This is a genomic window from Paenibacillus sp. Y930 (assembly GCF_056786375.1).
On record NZ_JBXCIX010000001.1, the window covers coordinates 886,171 to 912,736 of the forward strand.

Annotated in this window: 23 protein-coding genes and 1 pseudogene; 7 read left to right on the plus strand and 17 right to left on the minus strand. The window is 38.8% G+C overall.

Annotation, left to right across the window (positions count from 1 at the left end; translation table 11 throughout):
* Positions 1-11: 11 nt before the first annotated feature.
* Entirely contained in the window at positions 12-485 is a 474-nt protein-coding gene (locus tag AC1TO5_RS04230) for a YhjD family protein (RefSeq protein ID WP_482061523.1), read from the minus strand.
* Complete coding sequence (locus tag AC1TO5_RS04235) at positions 482-1,744, minus strand: DNA polymerase IV (protein WP_482061524.1); 1,263 nt, start codon at positions 1,742-1,744, stop codon at positions 482-484. Before AC1TO5_RS04235 ends, AC1TO5_RS04230 begins: the two co-directional genes overlap by 4 nt.
* A 191-nt stretch (positions 1,745-1,935) precedes the next feature.
* Between AC1TO5_RS04235 and AC1TO5_RS04240 the strand changes: the two genes are divergently transcribed.
* The gene (locus AC1TO5_RS04240) at positions 1,936-2,733 is read left to right on the plus strand and encodes a DUF2935 domain-containing protein (RefSeq protein ID WP_482061525.1); all 798 of its coding nucleotides are present in this window, start codon (positions 1,936-1,938) and stop codon (positions 2,731-2,733) included.
* Positions 2,734-2,816: 83 nt separating this feature from the next.
* On the opposite strand, the gene pdxR is transcribed toward AC1TO5_RS04240, so the two are convergent.
* A complete protein-coding gene (pdxR, locus tag AC1TO5_RS04245) occupies positions 2,817-4,313 on the minus strand; it encodes a MocR-like pyridoxine biosynthesis transcription factor PdxR (RefSeq protein WP_482061526.1) in 1,497 nt (498 codons plus the stop codon).
* 110 nt (positions 4,314-4,423) lie between these two features.
* Here pdxR and AC1TO5_RS04250 point away from each other — a divergent pair, with 110 nt between their 5' ends.
* Positions 4,424-5,056: a pyridoxamine 5'-phosphate oxidase family protein gene (locus tag AC1TO5_RS04250; RefSeq protein ID WP_482061527.1), complete on the plus strand. Its 633-nt coding sequence runs from the start codon at positions 4,424-4,426 to the stop codon at positions 5,054-5,056.
* Between the two features lie 273 nt (positions 5,057-5,329).
* Positions 5,330-5,803, plus strand: a complete 474-nt coding sequence (locus AC1TO5_RS04255; RefSeq protein ID WP_482061528.1) for a hypothetical protein — start codon at positions 5,330-5,332, stop codon at positions 5,801-5,803.
* A 103-nt stretch (positions 5,804-5,906) separates the two neighbouring features.
* Here AC1TO5_RS04255 and AC1TO5_RS04260 read toward each other — a convergent pair whose 3' ends face one another.
* Positions 5,907-6,743 carry a sugar phosphate isomerase/epimerase family protein gene (locus tag AC1TO5_RS04260; protein WP_482061529.1) on the minus strand — a complete coding sequence of 279 codons (837 nt, stop codon included), beginning with the start codon at positions 6,741-6,743 and terminating at the stop codon, positions 5,907-5,909.
* A 24-nt stretch (positions 6,744-6,767) separates the two neighbouring features.
* Positions 6,768-7,847, minus strand: coding sequence for a Gfo/Idh/MocA family protein (locus AC1TO5_RS04265; protein WP_482061530.1), 1,080 nt, complete (start codon positions 7,845-7,847; stop codon positions 6,768-6,770).
* Positions 7,848-8,055: 208 nt separating this feature from the next.
* Here AC1TO5_RS04265 and AC1TO5_RS04270 point away from each other — a divergent pair, with 208 nt between their 5' ends.
* The gene (locus AC1TO5_RS04270; protein ID WP_482061531.1) at positions 8,056-8,922 is read left to right on the plus strand and encodes an AraC family transcriptional regulator; all 867 of its coding nucleotides are present in this window, start codon (positions 8,056-8,058) and stop codon (positions 8,920-8,922) included.
* A gap of 203 nt (positions 8,923-9,125) precedes the next feature.
* Here AC1TO5_RS04270 and AC1TO5_RS04275 read toward each other — a convergent pair whose 3' ends face one another.
* The 8 genes and pseudogenes from AC1TO5_RS04275 to AC1TO5_RS04310 form a co-directional block, all read right to left on the minus strand.
* Complete coding sequence (locus tag AC1TO5_RS04275) at positions 9,126-9,725, minus strand: P-loop nucleotide/nucleoside kinase family protein (protein WP_482061532.1); 600 nt, start codon at positions 9,723-9,725, stop codon at positions 9,126-9,128.
* Positions 9,726-9,900: 175 nt separating this feature from the next.
* A complete protein-coding gene (locus tag AC1TO5_RS04280; protein ID WP_482061533.1) occupies positions 9,901-10,242 on the minus strand; it encodes a hypothetical protein in 342 nt (113 codons plus the stop codon).
* A gap of 216 nt (positions 10,243-10,458) precedes the next feature.
* Positions 10,459-12,663, minus strand: a complete 2,205-nt coding sequence (locus tag AC1TO5_RS04285; protein WP_482061534.1) for a stalk domain-containing protein — start codon at positions 12,661-12,663, stop codon at positions 10,459-10,461.
* Positions 12,664-13,249: 586 nt separating this feature from the next.
* Positions 13,250-14,050, minus strand: coding sequence for a hypothetical protein (locus AC1TO5_RS04290; RefSeq protein WP_482061535.1), 801 nt, complete (start codon positions 14,048-14,050; stop codon positions 13,250-13,252).
* A 274-nt stretch (positions 14,051-14,324) separates the two neighbouring features.
* Positions 14,325-15,020 carry a site-specific integrase gene (locus tag AC1TO5_RS04295; RefSeq protein WP_482061536.1) on the minus strand — a complete coding sequence of 232 codons (696 nt, stop codon included), beginning with the start codon at positions 15,018-15,020 and terminating at the stop codon, positions 14,325-14,327.
* An 81-nt stretch (positions 15,021-15,101) separates the two neighbouring features.
* A pseudogene (locus AC1TO5_RS04300) lies at positions 15,102-15,191 on the minus strand (tyrosine-type recombinase/integrase); the annotation flags it as partial.
* A gap of 221 nt (positions 15,192-15,412) precedes the next feature.
* A complete protein-coding gene (locus tag AC1TO5_RS04305) occupies positions 15,413-16,816 on the minus strand; it encodes a stalk domain-containing protein (RefSeq protein WP_482061537.1) in 1,404 nt (467 codons plus the stop codon).
* 1,025 nt (positions 16,817-17,841) lie between these two features.
* Positions 17,842-18,714 carry a GIY-YIG nuclease family protein gene (locus AC1TO5_RS04310; protein ID WP_482061538.1) on the minus strand — a complete coding sequence of 291 codons (873 nt, stop codon included), beginning with the start codon at positions 18,712-18,714 and terminating at the stop codon, positions 17,842-17,844.
* A 528-nt stretch (positions 18,715-19,242) separates the two neighbouring features.
* On the opposite strand from AC1TO5_RS04310, the gene asnB reads away from it, so the two are divergent.
* The gene (asnB, locus tag AC1TO5_RS04315; RefSeq protein ID WP_482061539.1) at positions 19,243-21,087 is read left to right on the plus strand and encodes an asparagine synthase (glutamine-hydrolyzing); all 1,845 of its coding nucleotides are present in this window, start codon (positions 19,243-19,245) and stop codon (positions 21,085-21,087) included.
* 94 nt (positions 21,088-21,181) lie between these two features.
* Here asnB and AC1TO5_RS04320 read toward each other — a convergent pair whose 3' ends face one another.
* Positions 21,182-21,832 carry an XTP/dITP diphosphatase gene (locus AC1TO5_RS04320; RefSeq protein ID WP_482061540.1) on the minus strand — a complete coding sequence of 217 codons (651 nt, stop codon included), beginning with the start codon at positions 21,830-21,832 and terminating at the stop codon, positions 21,182-21,184.
* Positions 21,833-22,573 carry a ribonuclease PH gene (gene rph / locus AC1TO5_RS04325; RefSeq protein ID WP_482061541.1) on the minus strand — a complete coding sequence of 247 codons (741 nt, stop codon included), beginning with the start codon at positions 22,571-22,573 and terminating at the stop codon, positions 21,833-21,835.
* A gap of 318 nt (positions 22,574-22,891) precedes the next feature.
* Between rph and AC1TO5_RS04330 the strand changes: the two genes are divergently transcribed.
* Positions 22,892-23,332 carry an S-layer homology domain-containing protein gene (locus AC1TO5_RS04330; protein WP_482061542.1) on the plus strand — a complete coding sequence of 147 codons (441 nt, stop codon included), beginning with the start codon at positions 22,892-22,894 and terminating at the stop codon, positions 23,330-23,332.
* Positions 23,333-23,520: 188 nt separating this feature from the next.
* On the opposite strand, the gene AC1TO5_RS04335 is transcribed toward AC1TO5_RS04330, so the two are convergent.
* Complete coding sequence (locus tag AC1TO5_RS04335; protein ID WP_482061543.1) at positions 23,521-24,573, minus strand: GerMN domain-containing protein; 1,053 nt, start codon at positions 24,571-24,573, stop codon at positions 23,521-23,523.
* A gap of 306 nt (positions 24,574-24,879) precedes the next feature.
* Between AC1TO5_RS04335 and AC1TO5_RS04340 the strand changes: the two genes are divergently transcribed.
* Positions 24,880-25,419: a phosphatidylglycerophosphatase A family protein gene (locus tag AC1TO5_RS04340; protein WP_482061544.1), complete on the plus strand. Its 540-nt coding sequence runs from the start codon at positions 24,880-24,882 to the stop codon at positions 25,417-25,419.
* Positions 25,420-25,567: 148 nt separating this feature from the next.
* Here the strand turns inward: AC1TO5_RS04340 and AC1TO5_RS04345 are convergent, their stop codons facing one another.
* Positions 25,568-26,563 carry an MBL fold metallo-hydrolase gene (locus AC1TO5_RS04345; protein ID WP_482061545.1) on the minus strand — a complete coding sequence of 332 codons (996 nt, stop codon included), beginning with the start codon at positions 26,561-26,563 and terminating at the stop codon, positions 25,568-25,570.
* Between the last annotated feature and the right edge of the window lie 3 nt (positions 26,564-26,566).

Genomic DNA, 26,566 nt, shown 5'->3' on the forward strand with positions numbered 1-26,566 from the left:
TCTCCTCCATGTTACTCTTTCCCCGTTCTCAGTTTGATTCCAAGCTCCTCTGTATATTTGGTCATCCTAATGCTTATCGCAGAACGCATTGCTTCTCTAACAATGCCAAACCTTTCTTCATATCCTCTACAATAATATCGAAAATAAAGGATACCATCATTCGTCTCTTCACTAACTACTTCTATGTTTTGTTTTTTCAATTCTCTCTTTAGCACATAGTAATCGTCGGAAACGCGGAACATGATGGTCTCTAAGCATCTCATAACTACTCCCTTTAAAGCAATATGTGAGAGTGCCATATCGTCCATACACTTTTTGATCATCGTAATCATATGTGGCAGTATAATATAGTCTCGAATCTTCGTCAGCTCTTCTGGCGTAGGTCTGCCCGTTAATTTATTATTGTCCCGTTGATCATATTGTTCCTTGTGCTCGGTCAGAAGCATTTTCGACTTCCACCGCTCATTACCATCCAATTTACTCATTTAAAATGCCCTCCGATCTGTCCTGCTCTTTCACGAGCTACCCCTGCGTCTAATAAAGACGATGCACGCATAATCGCAGTTTCTCCGAAACGATCTTTGATATGGTCTGCAGCCTTCTCCAGCTCATATACTTTAGCACGATCATTGAATAGATCGAGTTGCTGCGCATCGTCTCCCGTTAACTGCGTAAGCGATATCGCAATATGGCTCACTGCAAAACCTCTCCAATTTTCATTAAATAACCGCGATACAACTGTGATAAGCTCATGCGTAATGGATGTAAAATGACATAAAGTCACTTGACGATTAAATGTATATCTCCGGTTATCATCTGTCTCGCCTACAGCAAGGGTTACGACTCTTCCTTGATATCCAAGTCTCCGCGCTCGACTACATACTTCAATGCAGAGTTCGAGTAATACAACCTCGATATCCTCCTTTTGGCTGTACAACGAAGCTTTGAGCGTCTTGCCATGACCTATTGACTTAGGTTTTCCATATATTGATGAAACGACTGGACTAGGATCAATCCCTCTAGCCGTTTGCCAGTAATATTCAGCTTGAATGTCGCTTTGCTTGCCCATAATTTTAGACATGATCCGTTTGAAATCAGGTAGTTCCATTGTTGCAATGTCGCCAATTGTATGAATCCCACGCCTTACAAATCGCTTGGTCATACGTGATGCTACCATAAACATTTTATCGATTGGCAAAGGCCATAGCTGCTGCTCAATATTGCTTTGATCCAAACGAAATATCCCTTCGCTCATCTGTTTGGCAAAATTATCTGTTGCCATCTTAGCTAAAATTTTCGTAGGACCAATTCCAACCCTAGACCATACTCCGGTTGATAACATAACTTTATGCTGTATTTGTCGTGCAATCTCTTCGGCAGACCCATACATCCCCATAGACCCGGTAACATCTAAAAATTGCTCATCGATAGAATATGGTTCCACCAAATCAGTGAAAGTCTCAAATATTCTCGTAATTAACAATGAAATTGTAATATAACGTTGCATACGTGGTTTGATGATAACAAGCTCAGGACATAAAGCTAGCGCTTCACTCGCCCTCATAGTCGTCGATACACCACGTGCTTTAGCAATCGGACATGCCGCTAATATTATGCCTGATCGACGTTCTGGATTGCCTACAGCAATTGGCTTCGTCAAGTATTCGGGGTGGGCAGATTTTTCAATACTCGCATAAAATGATTGGCCGTCTACAAGGAGTATAGAGCGCTCATGAGTTGACATCCCTAACACCATCCTCCATTTACGAACACTTGTTCTTATTTTATTATACACCAAACAAACGTTATATATGCAACTTTTAAAAAATTCCAATTTCGTTATCTTCACTTCGAATCGTTAATGATGACAGACATAGGACGAAATCCCTTTACATATAGTCTTAAATGATTGAACTTACAAAGGAGATGTTGTCATTGGCCGATCAGTTTGTCGTTCGTTCCTTGGAAGAAATAAGGTTTTGGTCACGGATCATGAAGGAACATTCGCTCTTTCTTAGATTAGGTTTCAGATGTGACGATACTCAATTGATTAATGAAGCGAACCAATTTTACTCCACGTTCGAGGCTATCGAAAATAAAGCTAATGCTCTTACATTCGGAACAGATCCTAATGTAATTAGAAAATTCAATGAAGACGTCCATACTGCCGTTTCTTATATTTGGGCCTTCAAAAGAAAAGTACTTGGTCTAATCGTTACATGTCAGTTACCTGGTGCCAATAACTTCCCGCTACTCGTTGATCATGTTAGTAGGGAAGCTAATTATTTCCGAAACCGCTTATCAGAATTAAATGCAGGACGATTAGAGCCTTTACCTGATGCGATCATCAATGAAAATGTGTTCTTCCTCAAAATCATGGCCGATCACGCCAAATTCATTAGTCACTTACTCGATCCTTCTGAGCGTCAGCTCGTAGAACAAGCTAATAACTTCAGTCAGGAATTTGACCAATTACTATTTCAAGCACAGGATTTAAGCTCGATGCGTCCGCAAGCGCAAACAGTGCCGCTGCTTGATCAATTCCTTGATCAAAATAGAGTGTCCGTTACATCGCTTCGTGACTTCAAAAAGACTGCTAAAGACTTAATTGAAGCCTGCCGCATTAAAAGCATTATTCATCCACTACTAGCAGATCATGTGTTTCGCGAAGCAGAACATTTCCTCGTTATTATTGATACGTTTGAAACTAGCTTGAACAGTAATCTTGCTTAGTTTTCGCATTTTTGATTGGATATAAATAAAACCCAAGAATGCTGTTAAACCAACATTCTTGGGTTTTAAGTTTGGTTGGACTTTTATTTGGATTGGACATTCTGGACAACCCCAACATTGCTCCGCGCCTCTACCATGCGCATGACACCATCCGTAATTTGCTGCTCATCTAGATGAGCAAAACCTAGACAAAACGCTTGTTCACTATCCCCTAGATAAGACCCTCTTACATCTGCTACCTGCACATTCAATTGTTCACAACGTCTTAGAAACGGCTCAAACTCCACTTCCGTCCCTTTCCATCTTGCATAAATATGTAAGCCTGCATCGATTGGATAAAGCTCTAAAATATCTTGCATCTGCTCCATTAGAAGTTTTAATAATAGCTCCGCTTTTTTACGATATATCCGCTTCATCCGTCTAATATGTCGATCATATAACCCCGTATTCATAAAGTCCGCAAGTGCACGTTGTTCAATAATGGAACTAGGATGTCTTTCGTACACCTTCTTAGCAATCGTGAACCAATTTTTCAATGCATCTGGTAATACAGCATAGCCAAGTCTAATATTTTGCATCATAGTTTTTGAAAATGTGCCGATATAGATGACTCTTCCATTCCGATCTAAAGACTTTAACGGTTCATTCGCTCTTCCATAATGGCGAAATTCACTGTCATAATCGTCCTCAATAATGTATGCATTATTTTCCTCAGCCCACTGCAAAAGCTGTTGTCTTCTCTCCATACTAAGAACAACACCTTTCGGGAATTGACGGCTGGGTGTAACAATTAATAGTTTGTATGAGCAAGCTGTACTAGTAGTAAATACAATCCCTTCATTATCTACAGGAAAAGCATGAACCTTCCCTCCAACAGAGTGCACAGCATTGCGTAACCCAACGTAATGAGGATTTTCCATTGCTACAGCATCACCTTCATTAATTAGCAATTGGATGATTAAAGCGATCGCTTGCTGAGAACCATTAACAATAACAACATTGTCAACATTAACGTTTATCCCTCTAAATGTATGTAAATGCTGCGCGATACTTTCTCGCAATGGCGCATGTCCCTCTGAAGAATAGGCATCGATACTTTCCTTCTTATATTGTTCTCGCACTTGCCCAAACATTAGTCGATTCCATTCATGAACTGGAAAATGTCTTACGTCTACTTGTCCTAAAGTGAAGGATATAGGATCAGCACTTCCACGTTGAACTTGCGAAACTTCTCCTCGATGAAGTTCAATTTCTACTAAACGTTTGCCCCAATCTGACAATTCAGCATCATTTACAGGCAACTTAAGTGAACTATCGTTAACATCAAGTTGATGATAGATAACGAATGTCCCGCTTCCCATTACACTTCGAACAAACCCTTGCGAATGCAATCGCTCATAAACTACATTAACGGTGCCACGAGATAATTCGTATGTCGAAGCCAATTGTCTACTCGAAGGGAGTTTCGTCCCCGCTGAAATAGTGCCACTCAATATCCCTGCTTTCAACGCATGAAATAAAGCATCACTTTTGTGACCATACTGCTCAAAATATTTATAATAAGGCAAATATAGCTCCAACTTGCTCACTCCTCTAAAGTGGTACAGTAAAAAGATTATAAATTGGACCTTTTTAATTGTCTCTTCTAGTTATACAATAAATCTCATTACTAATGTAGAGGTGATTGTTCGTGAGAAGAAAAGAGTTTGCTATGGGTGATGAAAATATCGAGGACGTCATTGCTTTTCTTGAAGAAATGACTTTTGGTTTCCTGGGGACGATCGGAGAAGACGGCTATCCCAACATTACACCGCTTAACTATGTATATTACAACGGAGATATTTATTTTCATGGAAGTAAAATCGGTGAGAAAATGTCTACTCTTGCAGCCAATTCAAAGGTCAGCTTCTCTGTGGCCAAAGAATACGCGATCATCCCCTCTTATATGAATGATCCAAAATATGCTTGTCCTGCAACCGCATTTTTCAAATCCGTACTATTTAGAGGTCAAGCTGAAGTTGTTCATGATCTTCAAGTGAAATGTGATGTATTTACTGCATTTATGGAAAAGCTACAGCCAGAAGGCGGCTACGATGCAATTATTCCTTCCGATCAAGGATATGCAAAACAGGTCACGGCTGCTGCCATCGTTAAAATTCGTGTGGAAACGATGACGAGTAAGTTCAAATTCGGACAAAACTGGTCTGAGAAAAAAATCAAAAAAGTAAGTGAGCAATTAGTTGATAGAGATCAAAATCTGGATCAAGAAACGGTAAGACTTATGGATCTTTACTGTCCTCATATGAAAGATCAAACTACTTGATTAGATATCATATAAATAGAAAGGTCCATTCTGATTCATGGAATGAACCTTTCTTCTTAGCTATAATACACAAGCTACATTTATTCAACCCCCTCAACTAATTAGCATAATCATATCTCAATATAAGTTACTAATTGTATTTTTTCTAATATTTTGCAGGAGTTTAACGATCATATACTGAATAATTCTAACATTAGCAATTAATAAGATTCGTACTGTAGCAACAATGAGAAGGTTAGGGATTAGATTAAAAATATTTAAGGAGAATTAAATATGAACCTTCCAACATTCAGTGAGAGAGATTTTTATAATAGATTTGTTAGATTGCGTAAATCTAACTCAACAACTCTAAAGGAAATTTTCTTTCAAGCATTTTGCAATGTTAAGTCTCATAGATATGAAAGATACTTAGCAAACAAAAATTGGCCAGTCTGGTCAGCAATGCCCTATGAGTGGGATATTGTCACAAAAGATGACTTATTACATTCCCCTCCCTTCACGGGTAATGTTTATGTAGGGTGGGATTATGAAGATCCTTACGTAGGTATGTATGGACTTGGAAGTTACTATTTGTTTCAATTGCCTTTCACAAAATTTATGAATCATTATGAATCTTTTCCGGAGAATACTTATGTATTTGACGATAAATTAGAACTCGCATTAGTGTCGACCAGTTTGGAATTTAGTAACTATATACCAAAAATGCGACTTTACACTAGAACTAATGATGAGAGATTGTATATATAGAAGAAACGTCTAAACCTTAGTAAATACAAGGGTTTAGGCGTTTTTTTCTACTACTGTATGAAAATACGATTAATTTCGATTATGCGAATCTTTCCTATATCTGTTATATTCCTGCTTCAGCGAAAACTTTGTCAAAGCCCCGCTTAGAGCGAAGTACAAGTGCTTCTACAGACTCCGTTGGAGCTTCTGCCGTCAATACTTCCTGAGAAATCGCCCCTTGATAGCCAATAGCTTGAAGCCCCTTCAGAAAGCCTACCAAATCAATAACGCCTTCACCCGGATATAGTCGCCCGTTATCAAGTGCCTCCGATACCGGTACATTGTCCGCATCATTAATGTGAACATGCACAATCTGTTCAGACCTTAGCGACTTAATATCCGCCACCGTCATTTCATTGGTGTACCAGTGATAAGAATCAAACAAGAGGCCGACATTTTTTTCATCTATCGCTTCGATTAAAGCCAGTGTCTCCTCCATTGTCCAAATGAAAGGATTAGCCCAGTTTGTACGTAGATGGTGTGGACCGACGAATTCCAGCCCTAGTCTAATACCATATGCGCCAAGTATTTGTGCACATGTACGTAAACGGCGGATAGCAGTCGTCATAAATGCCGCAGCCTTTATGTCCGTCGAAGGAAGAATATAGGTGCAACAGCTATAGCAGCCTAGTGTAGACGCTGCTTCTGCTGCTTTTGCTAGCTTAAGTATCCCCTGTACAAACAGCTCCTCTGTTGATCTCCACTCTACAGGCAAACCAATTGAACCGATGCCAACACCATTCTGAGTCAATAGCTCCCTTGACTTGTCTACTCCATATTGCTGAATCAATGACTCCGCCTCGATATCTACAACATCAAAGCCATATGTTCCTGCTAATTGGATCAACTGCTCAGTACTTTCCAACGCTCCTAGTCCTGCACTTGATAAGCCTCTAAGCATAATTTGAAATCTCCCTTTGTAAATTTAGTCAAGTTCCCAATTCAATTTCACTTCATTGCCTGTTCGCGATGATTCATAGATCGCATCTAGTACAAGATTATTCGTAAATCCACTCCATACTGATGTAATTGGTTGCTTACCTTCACGAATACAGGCTAAGAAGTGGCGGCTCATACGAGCACGTTCGCCTTCATCATTGTCAGGCTTAATCAGATCTGTCTCGATTGGAGTATCGAATTTCTCAGTTAAAAACTTGCCTTTAGCACCTTGATAGCTAGCTCCACCCTCAGAGCCCATCAGATGGATAAATGGACTATTATCCGTGTCCATATGCACCGCCCAGCTCACTTCAAGTGATAGCGTGCTGCCATCTTCCATCTTAATCAACGCTGTTGCCAAATCCTCTACATCATAGGTTCCATTCCAATTGGGGGTACCCCATGTTCCAATCCCCTTACGCACTGGACCAAACTCCGCATAGGTTGCGCCATATACTGAAACCGGCTTCGGATTACCCATTAGATATAGTGCCAAATCAAGCATATGAACACCAATATCGATAAGCGGTCCGCCCCCTGACTGATTCATTTGTGTGAACCAAGTCCCCCAACCTGGAATACCTTTTCGACGGAACCAGCCAGTTTTTGCTGTATAAATTCTTCCTAGCTCACCGCGATCTATTTGCTGTTTAATTTGCATAGGTATCGATTCCCAGCGCATTTGATGACTAACCATAACAATACGGTCGGACTTCTGACTTGCTTTTACAATTTGTCGAGCGGATTCAGCATTAATAGCCATTGGTTTTTCGATAAGAACATGCTTACCCGCTTCAAGCGCAAGTAGCACCAAATCCGTATGATATTGATTCGGCACACCAATAACTACAGCATCAATATCATCACGTTGGATTAAAGCTTCGGCACTTTCAGCTACATGTGGTATGCCATATTGCTTAGCCTTATCATTAGCAGCCGCTAGATAGACATCGGTAATCGCTATAACTTCACATTCATTAACCAGCTCTGTAAATTCTTTGGCATGAACACCACCAATATTTCCTCCACCAATAATACCTATTCTAATTTTATTTTGTTCAGACAAGATAATACCTCCTCAAATTTTTCATTAGCTACTTGATTTACTTTCCTGGAAATGAAAAGTACATCGGAAGCATAACGTAAGGTTTCATGTGGTAAGCGCTTTATTATTATAATATATGCATTGATTCCTTCTATCATCTTAGAATATACTTCAATAGAAAGATTGCTGTTTTTTCGAAATAAGTCTCATATCTTCGGAGGATTGAATCATGACTTACTTTCCCGACTACCTGAAAACGTATCCCAATATGAATACTGCTTCTCCACTACATATTAGTATAAATAAGCTGGAACATGGTTTTCGACCACATCGCCATGACTTTTTGGAATTTTCTTATGTATTTGCAGGGAGCGGCTTAGAATCCATCAACGATACTACACATCGTATGGCTTCAGGTACGTTTACTTTCTTACTCCCTTATCAAGTACATGAAATCATTACAGATAAAGGAAGCAAGCTGCAACTATACAATTGCTCCTTCAGTATGGATTTACTTATGGAGACTAGACAAGAGCAAACATTGCTCGATGTACTAGATCACAGTATACTCCCACCTTTTATTCAATTAGAGGGTGACGACCTTGCACATATGCAGCAGCTTATCGAGGACATGTATCGCGAATACCATAGTGAGGAACCTTGGCGTGAATTGATGCTGCAAATGAGATTGAAGGAGATTTTAATATATTTTGATCGCTATCGACGCAAGCATGCTAATCAACCGATCATTACCAATTACGGTAACAAGACAAGAGCAGCAGTCTGGCCAATCATTCACTATATCCATCGGCACTATCAGGACAATTTGACACTGGCAGAACTAGCTAGTACTTTTGCACTTAGCATGTCGCGAATTAGTGAAGTAATTAAGCATACAACAGGCCAAACCTTTGTTCATTTCCTGCATGACTTAAGATTACGTCATGCCTGTAGTCTACTAATCTCAACAGACTTAAGTGTATCTGAGATTGCGCTTGAAGTAGGCTATGGCTCCTACACTACCTTCTCACGAATTTTCAAACAATCCAAAGGCATTGTACCAAAAGATTATCGCAAGCTGAAACAGCTTAGCTAATATATGCGTTATAGCATCTACAAAAGCATAAAAAATTGATAAGTGCTTATCGCCTCATCATAAATTAGCTAGCATAGCCAAAACAATTAAGTTACAAAACAAAAAAGCAGCGATCGTTTGCATAAACGATGCTGCCCTGTTGTTTGTAGATTCAATGATTATCGTATTTAATAGTAAACAAATTTCCATCTTTAAAGTCATTACTACTTGGTAACATAATTCATTACAAAATCAATCAATTGCCGTTCTTTCTCTTTCGTCAATTCTCCACTGTTGTCAAACACTAATATCGAATGATCTGGCAGTTTCCAGTTAATTTCCGGAACAAAGTTAACGCGTTTTTCGAAGTCACCCCAGTTATCCAGCTTCCAACGATCACGTTCCGTTTGACGGTCAACAATACGATTGTGTTGAAGCTCGATATCTTGCAGTGTTACCACAATAACCTTCACATCCACTTGCTCTTTCGTCAGCCCTGCTGCTCCAATAACATCTTCAATCCATTGTTGATTACGAAGCTCCGCTGTAAATGGCGAGATCATGAAAACGTTTTGTCCTGCTGCCAAATTTTCGATACAAATATCTTTGGTTGTATCATATTCAAGATCACGAAGATTCTCTTTATAGAACTGAGAATCACGATCATTGACATCCAAACCTTTCAGTTTAAGAAACGCTTCGACAAATCGACCACCTACTGTATCGCGATCTAGAAACGCTGCTGGTAGATGCTTACTTAAGATTTTTGCTACCGTTGTTTTTCCTGTACCTGCTACTCCTACGAAGAAAACTAATTTTTGCAAGATGAAATCCTCCATTATGTTGTGTAAATACTCTTCTTAATCTCTCACAAAGTATAGAAAAATGTCAACCGCATTACAAAGGAATAGCTGAAATACTTAACATTCATTTCTCACATTGTGTCATATTCTCTAACTAGATATGCTCGTCTATGTACGTTCACAACAAATTTATTGTCTAAAGTATTCTCATTTGTTCAATATGCCGCCTTGTTTCGTCAGTACCGAGCTTGTATAATTCTTGGTAAAGCTGCTGCAGTCGATCATCATGCATATCGTTGACCATACTCATGTCAGGACTGTTGTTATGCAATTGAAACATCGTCTCTAGTGTGCCCTCATCACTATTTTCCACCTTATGAAACTGTTCAATGACCCCATCCCGCTCGCTAGCATTAGCTATAATGACCAGATGATAAGGAGCAATGTCTGGCTGCTCATAAAGCTGTCTTGATTGCACATTTACGTAATAAATTTTACGGTTATCCTCTGTATGATCAATCCCATTATTATCCATCATTTTCCTCCAACGCTGTATATAATAAAAGCTTATCGTTAGCTTCTCTTATCGATGGACGTTTTATTCCTACTAAGCATTAGGGTAAACAAAAGCTCCTATCTCTTTGGCCTAATGGACCAGATAGGAGCTTTGTACAGTTTGTTCTAATCAATAGTGAGCAACACTCAACATACACGGTATGCGGGACACTTCCTAGACAAACCTGTTTTATTCAGCTTATCTACTATATATTAAATTTGGAACAGTTGTATCACGATCAACAACGGAGAATAATACCTTAGACGAAATGCCATCATTTCCGTCCACATAGATCTCTCCTTGAGTTGGTTGAGCGAAATAAAATACATAGTCTCCGCTACTATTTGTCTTTACCATCATGTATCTCATCTGATCATTCACTATCTGTTCCGTCTCTACCCGTACTCCTGCTATCGGATCACCATTGTTGTCAACGACTTTACCTCTTACAGCCATTAACATTCCGGACGACGTTGCATCAATATCAAACACGATATTATCAAAACGTGTCATCGATGGTTGATAGACAAACGTATGCGAATATAGTTTAGGTAATTTGGGTGAATTATCCACACTAGTCGCTGAATTATTTATTCGAGAGATGACCAATTCTAAACGATAGCTTTGCCTTGCTATCATCCCTCCAACTGCAAATTGACGATCCAATCTTTGAGTGAATTCCGAAATCAATGTCCCATTTGCATCATACAGTCGACTATATGCATTCAACAAGGTGCCATTAGGTTCAATGACCTGCCCTATCATCTGAACTTTTGGTGTAATGAATGTCGGGATCGTAGTCATCGTTGGATCATATACAAATTCATATTTAGGTGGCCTTACATAATCATTATATGTAATCGGCAAATGAATGCTCGTATCATTATTAACCGTTACCTCATACCGATGTCCCGGCTGAAGATTGTTCAGTGTAAATTTCCCATTAGAGTCACTCCAATTCCATCCAAATAGTTCATTCGTAGTTAAGTCATAAATATCGATAGTAAAACGATCAATTGCTTTGCCCTGATCGTCTAGAACCATTCCTGAAATTTGTGGTGGCGCCTGACCCAGAAGCTGGATTTCACCTAAATTTAATTTACCCGATTGGTAGGTGACTGTAATTGGAGCAGGAGCTTTATATTTATTCCCACCGTTGGTTTGAACACTAATGGTAACAGATATACCTGGCTTCAGATCAAAAATAGTATACTTTCCATTCTCTGTAGCTTGAGTTGAATAGAACTTTCCAGAGTCATCTGTAGCATGTACCCTAATCTCCCCATCCTTCACACTTATTCCTTCAGGCGCGAGTAACCGGATATACGGGTTTTCCGCTGGCTTGGACAATCTAAGTTCAAGCTTCGAAAGACCTCCCTCATCATATACAAAGCGATTATTACTAGAGATAACGTCGAGAACTGTATATTTATAAGTACTTTTATTGTAAAGTTGTGTACTAATAACATACTCTTTCCCCACAGTTAACCCACTTAATTTAAATTTGTAATCTTCATCAACAAACTCACTAGAGATCTTGAGATGACTACCATCGGATTGTATTTCAAGCAGTGCAATATATACCATACTATCAATAACATCATTCGGATTCAGGATGACTTTACCCGTCATTTGCACTGCTTTTAAGGATAGGGAAGGAAGCTGTAATTCCTTACCCTCATAACGGAAACTATAATCTTCTGAATCATTGTCTGGATGCCCCTTCGGAGGATTAGCCCTGACCATATATTCTGTGCCAGAATGCAACTTCGAATTTGCAAATGTTCCATCCTGTAAAGTTGTCGAAGTATAGTCTTTAGTAACACCATTTAAATATATAAAACGAACCGTTGCACCGCTAACTGGTTTACCTGTAGAATCCATAACTCTACCCTTTACTTCGGGCTGATTTTTCGTATCAGCTTGTGTAGGCAGCTCTGCTAATTGATCAGCTTCATTAATCGTTGTGTTAGAAGACTTGGGAGTACTTAGACTTACTGTCTTCGACTTCTGATCCCAATTAACAAGAAATCCTGAATGCGTAATTAAAAAACGAAGCGGAACGTAAGTTGAATTGTTCTTAATAATCGGAGGGCTATTAAGGGAGAACTCTTTGCCGTTTACATACCCTGTTTTACTACCAATCTTCAGCACAATCTTTTGATTGGTTGAAGTTGCTGTAACGGTTTGATCTTTACCACCCCATTGTACCTTAATCCCCACTTGCTCAAAAACTCCACGTAATGGGACCATGACACTTCCATTGTCAATATACGGAGCTTGCTTTAGTTCTAATATGCGACCATCGAATGTAATGACAACGCTTTGAGCGGCAGCAGCGCTAGCAACTGCGAAAAACAAACCTACTAAACCAAAAATGATACTAACAATTTTCATCTTCATTGGAATTCTCCTGTTCTACCTAATAATAAGTTCAGATGTCGTCCCCAAGATCTTACAGCTACTGTGCTTACGATATGTTGATAGTTTAACAATCTCGTTATTTATTTGATACCATAAATTAAGCATACTTACAATACTTAACTAAAGGTGATATATAATATGAAATTTGTACTAACACGATTAATAAACGTTGCTATATTGGCTACGTCCCCCCCTTCTCCGCCCCATAATTCCCACGGTTATAGGCTTTTCCAACTTCATGGACAGACATTTTATGCCTGCCAAACATATCCCTTCTCGTACCTTCGTTTGTTATTATGTCCCTTTTCGTCCCGCTGTTACGGGCTTCTATCGTTTATCTTATATCCTCTTGTACCACTTCATATTATTGCGTGTTATCTCTTCTTGGCTACTAGTTGGCAACGAGAACGGACAGACATCGCTTCTTTGTAGGTTATGTGTTATCTAGTCCCATCTTCTGAAATACATTTAAATCGTAAAAAAGGTGAATCCTTCTAATAGAAAGATTCACCTTTTCTCCTACTAATCCAGTATTCTGCTCATCGAGCACAGATCTTCTTCATTATTACTCAAATAATTCAATTATTTTTGCATCAATACTTGGGATAGTAAGTTCACTTCCAAGTACTGTATTATATGTAAGTAAACCAGAAAATTCCCCATATAGGACAATTAGATCTTCTTCTAATATCCTGCCTTCTTTTTCACCTCGTTCATAGAAAACATAGATAGTATCCTCGAGATATCCAAAATATTCATCTTCCTTAGTATTTACACGAAGTTCTACTCGGTTTCCATTTTCTAGAACTTGTATGACTTCGCCAACAAAAACAACTTGTCTCCCAGTATAATCATCAGGATTACGAGCCAGTGCTTTATAATCAATCGAAACGGCGCTTTCTCTTAAGTTTTCTAATTCAAGCTTTAATTTCCCTTGTTCCTCTTCTAAACGAAGTTGCTCTTGTTCGGCTTTAATTTTAGCTTCTTCTTCGGATTTCTCTGCTGCTACACGTTTCTCCTCAGCTTTCTTTTCTTCTGCTACACGTTTCTCCTCAGCTTTCTTTTCTTCTGCTACATGTTTCTCCTCAGCTTTCTTTTCTTCTGCTACATGTTTCTCCTCAGCTTTCTTTTCTTCTGCTTCTAAGCTTTCTTGTGCTATAACCGCTTTTTCCTCTGGAGTTGGTTCTGGTGCTGTAGCACCTACTAAAATAAATAATGCGATACAACCCAAACCATAATAAAGCAGCACTCTCTTCCTAGTTCTTTTCTCCTTGACTCCCCAATAAATTGCTGCCTTTGGATAGATTAATCCTAAAACTAATAGTATAAATGAAACAAGTAAAAGCAATGCAAATAAAGTATCCATTACTTACCTCCCAAAAAAATAGTAAATATCACCTATAATTCTATCATACATCTTTCTTTTTTGTGAGTTTTTGCTATAAACAATAAATTATGAAAAGAGTACCTTGTACCCATATTATTGTGTGTTTTCTCGTCTTGGCTACCAGTTGGCTACGAGAACGGATAGACATTGGTTCTTTGTAGGTTATCTGTTATCTAGTACTGTCTCCTGAAATACGTTTAAATCGTAAAAAAACGGTGAATCTCTCTAATAGAAAGTTTCACCGTTGCTCCTACTAACCCAACATTCCGCTCATCGAGCTAAGATCTTGTTCAAATGTAGTATCTAAAATATGTGTGTAAATCTTAGTCGTGGTCAGTATATCCGAGTGTCCCATCATTCTTGAAACCGTATAATTTTTTTTTGTTTTCTCATATGCAAAAGAGCAGAACGTATGGCGTAAATCGTGTAATCTCATGGACGGAAATCCGTTGACTTTCAAAAATTCAGCAAACATCTCAGATGTATAATTCACTCTGTAGAATCCACCATCATCTTTGACAAATACATATCCCTCTTTATTTTCATATAGCTTGCCCAATACTTTCTTTTGATTGTCTTGCCATTGTTTTTGTGCTTTCAACACTTCTAACACTTCGTCAACAAGATATAATTTCCTTATACTTTTCTCTGTCTTCGGCTCTTTAACAATATTATTGTTATCACCCGATGCCGTTCGAATGACTTTGATATATACTATTCTTTTCTCGAAATCTATGTTCTCCCACCGCAAGCCAGCGATCTCACCACGGCGCAGTCCTAAATATACCCCTAAATTTAGAATAAGTTCTAGTTTTGTTCCTTTTGCACGTTTCATCAATTCCTTCATCTCATCAACCGTAAAGCTTTTTCCTATACCATTATTTACTTCAATAGGCTTTTCTACGCTGTCAGCAACATTTCGAGCTACATGCTGTTGTTTCAATACCATATCTAAAGACTTCCGAATGATTGCATGATGACGAACACATGTATTCTGTGATAATTCTTTTTCGTCAGCTAGATAGGTATAGTAATTTTGTATATGCTCTGCTTTTAACTCTTGTAATAGAATATGCCCTATACGAGGGATGATGTGCTTCCTCATAATCATTTTATAGCTACTTACCGTGGTTTATTGACATTTTTTTGTAACATAAGTATTCAACCAATACTCTAAATGTTCGGCAAATGTTTTGTTGTTTACTTCTACAAGTAACCCTCGCTGTTCATCGTTACTTTTTAGCAGAGCATAGAAGACCATGTAAGAGAGTTATAGAATGTCAAAGAGCCTGTACCCCAGTTAAGGAGTATAGGCTCATACTAAAGTGATATTCGGATAGACTAGACTCCACCAGTGTCGATGCCAACTGTGTAGGTCGTTTGATCCCATACCACTTTTGCTCCTAGTGATTCTGAAATGAAGCGTAGTGGAACGAACGTTACACCCTTTTCTGTGAATGGTGCTTTCGACAAGATTATAGACTTCTCAACTACCCCATCATTTAGAACATCTACATATGGTAAGTCTACATACATGGAGATTAACTTCTTGCCCTTTGTGATGACGATATTTTTATTTGATTGAGTCCACTTCACATTTGCACCCATCGATTCAAGTACCCCACGTAAAGGAATGTATGTTACACCGTTGATTACTTTTGCCGATGGCTTTAGCGTTAGGTACTTACCGTCTAAGTTGATTCCTGCGTTGTTAGCTGTGTTACCACGATTCTCAAACTTCTTAGGGAGATTATCGTATACTGGTTTCTTTGATGGCTCCTCAACTGGTGGCTTAGGTTTGTTTTCGTCTAGTTTTGAGTAAGGAATGTACTCAGTCTCACGACCAGTTGTTGATGTATCGTGACCGTTCTGTGAGATAGTTGTAAACGTGCTTGTTGAACCGTTGACCGTTAGTGTGTACTTTGATGATGGTTTGAATTTCTCGTGTGGAATGATTGCAAAAAACCCACCTACATCATCTGAAACATCCGCAGTTCTAACTGTAACCTTAAGTTCTTTCCCACTTGAGTCTTTTAAGGAGATTTTTAGTTTGGACTTATTTACCCACTCACCCACTGTTGCGGATAAGACGAAACCTGAGCTATCCTGTTTTAATGGTATGCCTTTAAACGGATCGGGATCTTCAGAGAGTTTCATACTCAGTAGTACATCTTTCTGACCATCATAAGGGTATAGAATTGGTTTCTCTAAGTAGTCGCCAATATAGGTACTAGCTAAATTGATAACTGTATTATGGTAACCATGTGTTCCGACTCCAATTACTAACGTATCGGGATGAAGCATAGCCTCTCTATGGAAAGGTACTTGAATTAAATCAGCTACCGCAAATCTTGGTGAACGATAATCTACAATTTCAGATAAACCTCCCCACTCCTTACATTCAAAGAAGTCATCCCCTGCTTGGGCTTTGATTCGAGCCATCATATCGGCTTGTGTTTTGAATAGTGTCTTTGTTTGGGTATGACCGATTTCGTTGTTTGCAAATAGGTATTTGGAATGTCCCATCGCTGCGTTTGTTAAGTCAATGTCCATTGTTACCTGTGAAAGACCCATCTCCTTGCGAACTGCGTTGATGTCGTCAATTACCTTGACCTGATCGTCTGTGTACGTGTAACCGTTGATCTGCTTCGATGCCTCAACCTTCGTGATTGGTGCAAATACCCCAAGCGATAATGCTAACGTTAGTGTTAATGCTAGAATTGACCTACTTAGTTTCCTTATCAAACTAATTACTTCCCTTTAATGTATTGTTGTGGTGGGAGATAGCATATTTTTTTACTCATCTGTTCGGTTAAAATACTATATTTTAAGTAGTAGTGTCACTCGCATATAAGAAATAATTCCCAAGCCACATCAATCCAATTATAATGCATAGGTCATCCATTTAGAAGGTAATAACAATTTTAGTAGATAGAGTATGCTGAGTTGATAAAATTGAATCTTGCAGATAAAACTCGTGCATCTCTTATTGCGAGAATGATAACTGAACAGCCCCTTATATAACCATAGACCCGTCTCCTATGTAAGAACTGACTGAGTAAGCCAGCGAGGGCGGTATAAAGGTGAGAATTAAAATAATCGGGGACCCCCTATTAAAGAGTGTCAATGTATTCAATCGTTGTTCTGCTATTGATGTTTCGTACTAAATCTTTACTCAAACATTTTATCTTTAAGATACATTTTTTTCTCAATCATCCACTTATCCTGAATCAGTATTAGTCAGATGATTTTGTTACTCCGCTCTCTTTTTATGTAACTAAAGAATAATCCGAATGACTTCTCTTCCAAACTACCAATCATTTAGATTAATAGATTTTCCCCACAGATGAATGAGCCACAACAATGTATGTCCTGCAATTATTCATTAGTAACCAAACGGAATACTTCTCGGTGACTTGATAAAATACACTTACCGTTTCGAAATTTACAGACCCTTAAACAGAACATATGTTCTTATTTCATTGGTAAATGTAACGTAATACTGTAGTTTATTGTATATTAACTCGATTGAATGAATTATTCAGGTAGCTTCTACGTATAAAGAAAAACCCAAGCTTTATCATACACTTGGGCTTTGTCTTGCAATATTATCGGTAAATGCGACTCTTTAAATGTTCTCTCTCACCAGTAACGCACAGCACTCTACATGTGTTGTCTACCTGTCATTCTTCTTTTTCAAGCGAAACCGTCACATCTCATTTTTTCATTTTCGTACCATCAGTATTAGACACTCCACATGTGTGGAGTTTTCAATTTTCGTTCATTCCACATTTAATACTCATCAACTTCTTCTTATACAGACTCTCGATTCCGATTACTTCTTCTGGTATAATGTTTTTTGGTAAAATCTGTAGTATGCTAAACTGAAAATTCCTATATTGATCTGGGGAAATATCCAATATTGCCTTTATCCCCTTATTATCACCATGTTGTGTGCGGACATAATTTTTCCACCTGCCTAATAAACCACCAGTCCCATAAGCTGAACCTACATACAATTTGCCAGTAGTTTGATCAGTAATCAAGTAGATCGCATAAATTGAAGACAATGCAGTATGCCAGTTTTCATATAATGTTGGGTCAGTAACAATCTCTTTTAGCTCATCATAATTTATAACAATATTCTCAAATCCAGTAAAAGCCAATCTTGGACTTGCTTGAATTGCAACAATTGCTTTTTCATTAGTTGCCCATTGTTGCCAAGAAATCGCCGCTCTTCCCCAATCAATAATAAGTTTGCCATCCAAATCGTCCAGTATATCGACTTTCTGCAGATCATAGTATTGATAAGGTCCGTTAAACATCTCTACCGCTGGGAAGTTCGATGGCATCATAGTTGGTTTCACTACTTTACCTGATCCAACTTTATAACAACCCATGAACTTCGCACTCGTTCCTGGTTCGCTTATAAACGTTAAGATGTAATCGCATCCCTGAAAGAAATTCTCTTTTTGAATTTTTTGATATTCATTCATAAAGCCATTCTGAAAGCATTTCAAAAAAACTTTGTCTCTTAATGAATGTCTTATCAACTTAACTCTTTTGGGATCTAGATCATTTCTTTTCATTATGTCAGATAAGTATAGGGAAGCCATTTTATTCCTCCTGTAAGGTATACTCATTAATTAATCCTACCAGCTTTTATCTGAACCATCAATATTAAGCACTCAACATGTGTTGTCCATCTGTCCAGTGCCTTACTTCAGCGAATGAGACACTACTTTCTTCGTTTCATCAACTTATACCACTTCCACATGACTGGTGTGCTACACAATAATACAAACGGCATTTCTATCGTTTCTGATAATAGTGTGTTTAAGATTAAAGAGTTCGAACCCTGACCACTTCGTTGCTAGCGAAACGCACTCCCAACCACGCTAATTCCCTCACATTTAATCTCACAACGGTATCTCCGCTATCCCATTTGCACTAACAAGATCAATTAACGTTGCCATCTTGGCTACGTTTTTAACTCTTTTTTTCGTTGTCTTTTCTTTATGGCTACGTTTTGGCTACGTTTTCCCTTTCTTCGCCCGACAAACCCTACGGTTATAGGCTTTTCCATCTTTATGGACAGACATTTTATTCTCATTTGCACATATACGTTATAGTATGTAAGGTTAGTGTCAAGATAGAGAGGATTGAAGCCTATGTGTGGTATGACAGGATGGATAGACTGGCAGAACAACTTACTGCATAGCAGTGAACTACTTGAAGCCATGACAGATACACTCACAACGCGAGGTCCAGACGCCGCTGGAACTTGGTTATCTGTACATTGTGCATTCGGACATCGTCGACTTGCAGTAATGGACCCCAATAATGGTGCTCAGCCAATGGTGAGATATCGAGAAAACGATCAATTTATCATCGTATATAATGGTGAAATATACAATACGCAAGAGCTTACTGAGCAATTACTTTCCTATGGTTGGCGATTTACAACAACTTGCGATACGGAAGTATTGTTAACAGCGTACATGCATTGGGGAAAAGACTGCTTGGAGCATTTGAATGGTATATTTGCATTTGCTGTATGGGATGTTCAGCAAGAAGAATTATTTCTAGCGAGAGATCGGCTCGGTGTGAAGCCACTCTTTTTCGCTGACCAAGGCACCCGCTTCATATTCGGTTCTGAATTGAAAGCATTACTAGCTCATCCAGAAGTCAAACCTGAAGTTAGTCGCGAGGGATTGGCAGAAATATTTATCGTAGGACCAGCCCGTACTCCCGGCCATGGTGTATATGAAGGAATATCAGAGCTTAAAGCAGGACAATGTATGACGATTAATAAATCGGGGACGAGGTTACAAACTTATTGGAAGCTTGAAAGCAAAGAGCATGAACATACTATGGAGCAGACCGTAGATCATGTTCAAGAGCTTCTATTAGATACAATGAACCGACAAATGATTAGTGATGTTCCGATTTGCACTTTGTTATCTGGAGGTCTAGATTCAAGCGCGTTAACCGCAATGGCAGTACAATTTTATCGCGATAAAGATGATAGTCCTCTTCATACGTACTCTGTTGATTACGTCGACAACGATAAACACTTCAAGGCACATTCATTCCAACCTAATAATGACACTCCGTACATCGAATTAATGACCTCCCATCTGTCTACCGTTCATCATTATGTGCAGTTCGATACACCCGATCTCATCTCCGCATTATATGACGCTACGATTGCAAGAGATTTACCAGGTATGGCTGATATCGACTCCTCCCTACTTCTATTTTGCCGTGAAATTAAAAAGGATGCTACCGTTGCAATTTCTGGCGAAGCAGCTGATGAAATTTTCGGAGGTTATCCATGGTTTCATAAGGATGAAACGTTATATGCAAGGCAATTTCCTTGGTCACTTGCCACACAATTCCGCAGTACTATTATTTCGCCTGAACTAATTGATTGGATTAAGCCGCAGCAGTATGCAGCGCAAAGATTTGAAGAAGCTACTTATGAAGTTCCTCACTTGCAAGGTGAAGATGCTCATCTGCGCGCAGTAAGGCAAATGTCCTATATGAATATTTCTAGATTTATGCCAACGTTGTTAGATCGTAAAGATCGGATGAGTATGGCCGCTGGTCTTGAAGTACGAGTCCCTTTCTGTGACCATCGCTTAGTTGATTATGTATTCAATATTCCATGGGAGTTCAAAACATCAGGAGATCGTGAGAAGGGAATTTTGCGCCAATCATTACGAGGAATATTGCCCGAAGAGATTATTACAAGAAAGAAAAGTCCTTATCCTAAGACGCATAATCCTGCCTACTTGGCTGCCGTTACCGGATTAATGAATGATATTTTGCATGATGATAGCTCTCCGATATTGCAACTCATTAACAAAGACGTTATTGAAAATGTATTGAAGTCCGATCAATCCTCTTCCTTAATACCTTGGTTTGGACAATTAATGTCGGGTCCGCAACTCTACGCTTATCTGTATCAAATTAATGTGTGGATGAAGGAAAACAAAGTTAGTATCGTGTAAAATTCAGGGCTGTTGCTGGTAAACAAAAATAAGGATGAATCATCTTACAGAACATTCCTGTAATGATGCATTCATCCTTATTTCATAATATAAGCTATTGTAGGTCAAACATTGTCCGAAGTTGGGGCATTAATTGCTTCAATGCTTCGCCTCTGTGACTAATCTTGCCTTTTTCGTCTTTGCTTAGCTGTGCCATACTACAGTCCAGCTGAGGAACGTAGAAATATGGATCATAACCAAATCCTCCATCACCATGTGGACGATCTGTAATAATACCAGGTACAAGCCCTTCAGCTACGATAAATTGCTCAGTATCTGGAATATACAATGCTAATGCACAACGAAACTGTGCATGACTTAACAATTTCGAGCCATCTGTAAGCGGATCAAGCGCTAACTGCGCATCCAATTGCTGAAGCACTTGGATCAGCTTCGCATTATTGCTTGAATCCGTCGCTCCTTCTCCAGAAAACCGTGCAGAGTATACACCTGGCGCACCATCTAATGCATCAACAGACAAACCGGAGTCATCAGCTAACACCGGAACTCCAATGGCATCGCCAGTCACTTTTGCTTTAATCTTGGCATTAGCGATAAACGTATCCCCATCTTCGACGATATCGGGAATAGACGGGTAATCGAATAAGCTTTTCACTTCAATGCCTAGTTTGGCAAAAGCATGTGCGAATTCTTTCACCTTACCTTCATTTTTCGTCGCAATGACGATTGTCGTAATGGCGCTCATCTACTCACCTCTAATTTTATCAGCAGCAGCACCGATCGCTTCTTTCTGCTTTTCAATCAGATCTTCAATTCCTGCCTCGGCTAACTCTAACAAGTCATTAAGCTCTAATCTTGTAAATGGAGCCTCTTCGCCTGTTCCTTGAACTTCAACGAATTTGCCACTACCGGTCATTACAACGTTCATATCTACTTTTGCTTTAGAATCTTCTTCATAGTTCAAATCAAGCATCGGTATCTCATTAATAACGCCTACACTTACTGAAGCAAGAAAATCATTAATCGGATACGTAGCAAAATTATGCTGTTTTGCTAGATGTTCAATTGCTAAGCAAAGGGCAACAAATGCACCTGTAATTGAAGTTGTTCTCGTACCGCCATCAGCTTGCAGAACATCACAATCTAATGTAATCGTACGTTCGCCTAACGCCTGTAAATTAACAACGGAACGAAGGGCGCGTCCGATTAAACGTTGAATTTCCATCGTACGTCCTGTTAATTTACCACGATTCGCTTCACGATGATTTCTAGTATGTGTTGCTCTTGGAAGCATGGAATATTCTGCTGTTACCCAGCCTTTACCTTGACCTTTCATAAATGGCGGTACGCGCTCCTCAACAGAAGCTGTGCAAAGCACCTTCGTATCACCAAATTGGATTAGTACTGAACCTTCAGCATGCTTGTTAACATTTGTTGTTATAATAACGGGCCGAAGCTCATTAGGCTGACGACTGTCAATTCTCATATTAATATGCCTCCCAAAACTTTTCATTTTCATCCGTAATACATCTCATAGCAGAAAAGTATTGGATAAGAAAATTCTATCTTATTGTAATCTATATGTACATGTTCAAGAAACGAACTTCAGATATGTACAACATTTCTTATTGTAACAAAGCATCTATGTAAATGCACCAGTAAATTGTATCTAGCTCTTCATATTTCCCTACAATTCCCTCCTTTAAACTACCCCCTCAAACAATCTTAACCTACTTTATTTTGGGAAAGCGATGTAGTCATGTGAATTATCATAAAAAATATCCAATATGTGTTAAAATATATAATGTCGCAAAAAATAGTTATTATGACTTTACAAGTAAACATAGTAGTTTTATACATTCTATTATATGAAAATGAATTGGCAGGTAGATCATATTGTAGTGCAATACTATATGATGGACGTGAAGATAATGTTGAGACTATCGACTGTTTAAATGCGAATGAAATGGAAATATTCCCTAGCTATAAGCGTTATTTAGACTTTGCTAAACGTTTCTTGATGACAACCAGAATAATACAAAAGAACGTTGATAAATATTTCGAAGCAATGGATTCAGATCAAAAGTTGTTTGAGGTTATTCGACGTGGGTTGATGTCAGGTACAGGTAAAGGTAATCTTTCACTAAATGATGTGACAACAAGAGCTCAAGCAGTAGTCGTTATTGAGAGAGTTCAAAAATACCTAGCAGGAGATGTGTTACCTATCGACAAATACGCCACATGATTCGAGTCATCGGGAATTCTACTCTATTTCTGAATTGAAATAGCACAAAAAGTATATTGGTATCTATTAATTACTTTACTTGAATAATTACAAAAAGCCTTCCAAAATGAATTGGAAGGCTTTTCGTTACCATGAGAAAGGCTAGAACCTACACGGGCGCGCCAGCTCAAAATCCTTAGCGAGCCTAATTACATTTTCAATGCATTCACATTTACAGGAATTGATACCGGCTCACTATAGGAGTTGTTATTTTCGTCAAAAATATTAATGTCACCATTCATACGTACTTGAACGGATTGTACACCAGTATTTTCAGCTACAGATAGAATCACTGCTTTCAGCATTTCTGAAGGTACGAATTGTCCCGCTTCATAGGCAACATCTTGAAGATCAATATGAACAACGCCATCATACTCTTCGATTCCAGTTACAGCTACATCTGGCAGAATGACTGAAGTTAATGTTTTCGCGTTTTGCGGACCTACGATAAGCTGTTCAATCGCCGCTACCGCTTGAGATTCGGTACGATTAATCATACGAGTAACTGGAACGAAATACTGTTCTTCATTCACAGTTTCTGCTGAGAAGTAGATCGTTACTGGAGATGCTTGTGAATAATTCACACCTTCAGCTAGCTCAATATTAATTCCGATCGAGCGATCTATTACCGTTGCAAGTGGATATTGTGCGACGGGCATTTCACCTAGAGCCTCGCCATCGACTTGAATCGATACACCTTCAACACCTTCTAGAGAGGTTAGTGTCCATGTAATCGCCTCAACTATTGCACGCTCATCACCTGCATTATAATCAATAAATGGCTCTGAGAAGTTAACCGTTACGATGCCTGTCTCTTCGTTCTGCTCATAAGATAACACTTCAGTCCCTTGTGGTACTAGTGCCCGAAAATTAGCTGGTAATGCTGTAGAGTACATCCCTTGATCGACCATAATTTCTAGCAATTTGCTACCTACTACTTCAGCTTCAGCCAACGCCATCGGTAATGAGATCGGAGCAAGGTAACCATTCTGATCTTGCAAATAAACTGTGTATTGTGTAGTACCCTCAATAGTATTGAACCAACTGCTTGTCTGTTCATCTTGACCTTCAATAACTTCTGTCTGTGGTGGATCTATCGCCTCAGAAGCAGATTTCGAGAATAATCCACATCCTGTAACTAACATCGGAACCACCATCAAACTTAATAGTGCTGTTGAACGCAACCATCTTTTCATTTCCATTGTATAAATCCTCCCCTATTTTCATCAAAAACTTTGTACAACTTGTCTTTTATAGTAATATGTATACGAGCCTTACAATTTTTAGACCAGTTTTGTCCAAAAAAACATCTGCTTTCATGTATTTTTCTTTGATGTGAAGTAAAGCAAGTAAAAAACGAGAGTTTAGCTTATGCTTCCGTTGCTACTTTTTGTTCCAATGAAGCAACCCAGAAGGCTACAAAAAGTTTATTTAATGCTTACGAAGTGACTTTTTATTAACATGAAGTATATCAAGTAGGCCAATTAAAAGTTTTAGGAGGTTTTGATATGTTATACACAGGAAAATATAGTTTGAATAGTAATGCTGTTGCGCAGGCGACATATAAACTATTAGAAGAACGAGGAATAACGACAGCTCATATTGCTGAGCTCGTCCATTTTCTGCAAAAAGACTATTCAACTGACTTAACCGTGGAGGATTGTATTGTTCATGTTGAAGCTGTACTGTCCAAGCGCGAAGTGCAAAATGCTGTTTTAACAGGAATTCAATTGGACATTTTAGCAGAAGAAGGAAAACTAATTTCCCCGCTTCAAGAAATGATTGAGCATGACGAGGGCCTTTATGGCTGTGATGAAATTTTAGCTTTATCAATTGTCAATGTGTACGGAAGTATCGGATTCACTAACTTTGGCTATGTTGATAAATTAAAACCTGGTATTCTAAAAACGCTTAACGAAAAGAACGGCAAAGATGTTCATACATTCCTTGACGATATTGTTGGTGCAATTGCTGCTTCTGCTGCGAGTCGTTATGCACATCGCAAACAAGCCGAACGTGAAGGTGCAACAACACCTCCGTTAGACTAACTACTTACTTAGGCTCATGCAATAGATAAATAACTATAAAAAAGAAGGGATCGATTCATATCGATTCCTTCTTTTTTACAGGAAAAATCCCTTTTCATTACTATGAAGCTATTCCACAGTATTAATATTGGTATAACAATCCATACAGCTAATCAGCCATGCTCATATAAATTATTTTATGGTCTTTCAATAAAGACTTAATCCGACATTGTCGCACTAATTCCTCCAAATGGGCAATGATTTCAGTTAAAGCAAAACGCATATTATGAGCATTTTGACGAAGTTGAGTACCAAATATCCATTCGCAGCATGTGTAAGCATCTACTGCCTGTTGCTCGATCACATATTGCTCGATTTTTTCAAGACGACGTTCATGATGAGCAATAATTTCATAAATTCTTTGCGAAAATTGCTCAAAGGGCTCGCGATGTCCTGGCAGTGCAAGCTTTACGTCAAGCTCAGCGATTTGCTGCAAATTTATAATAAATTCATGTAGCACATCTTTGTCCTCTCCTGGAATGACACCAACATGCGGCGTAATTCGTGGTAGCACCTGATCCCCGCAGATAATGATTTGTTGTCCTCGTTCATAGAACATAACTTGTCCATAAGCGTGACCTTTTGTTTCAATAATCTCCCATTTGCTATTACCTAGCTCAATCTGATAACCTGCTACAATATATGTAACTGCCGGAAATGGCTCTACTCTAGATTGAAACTGTTGTAAATTGAGCAATATTGCTTGTTCAACAGGTACAGGTACACTATGCATCTGCAAGAGCGCTGACATAGCACGCTCATAATGCGCACGATCATCGCCCCATAGCTTCAGCGTATATTGATAGGCTTCCTCCGTCATATAAACAGGCGCCCCGCTTAGCTGCTGAACAAACCCTGCTAATCCAAAATGATCTGGATGCTGATGTGTTATAACGATTTTCACACAATCTTCCCACTCCAACTCCAACTCAGAAAGCACTTGCATCCATACAGCAATACTCTCATCCGTTTTTAAGCCTGGATCAATAATCGTATAGCCCGTTTGTTCTAATATAATATAGCTATTAACCCATTTCAAAGAAAATGGGACAGACACTTTTATTTGAATAATATATTCGGTTTGTCGTTGCCACAATTGTTCCATCCT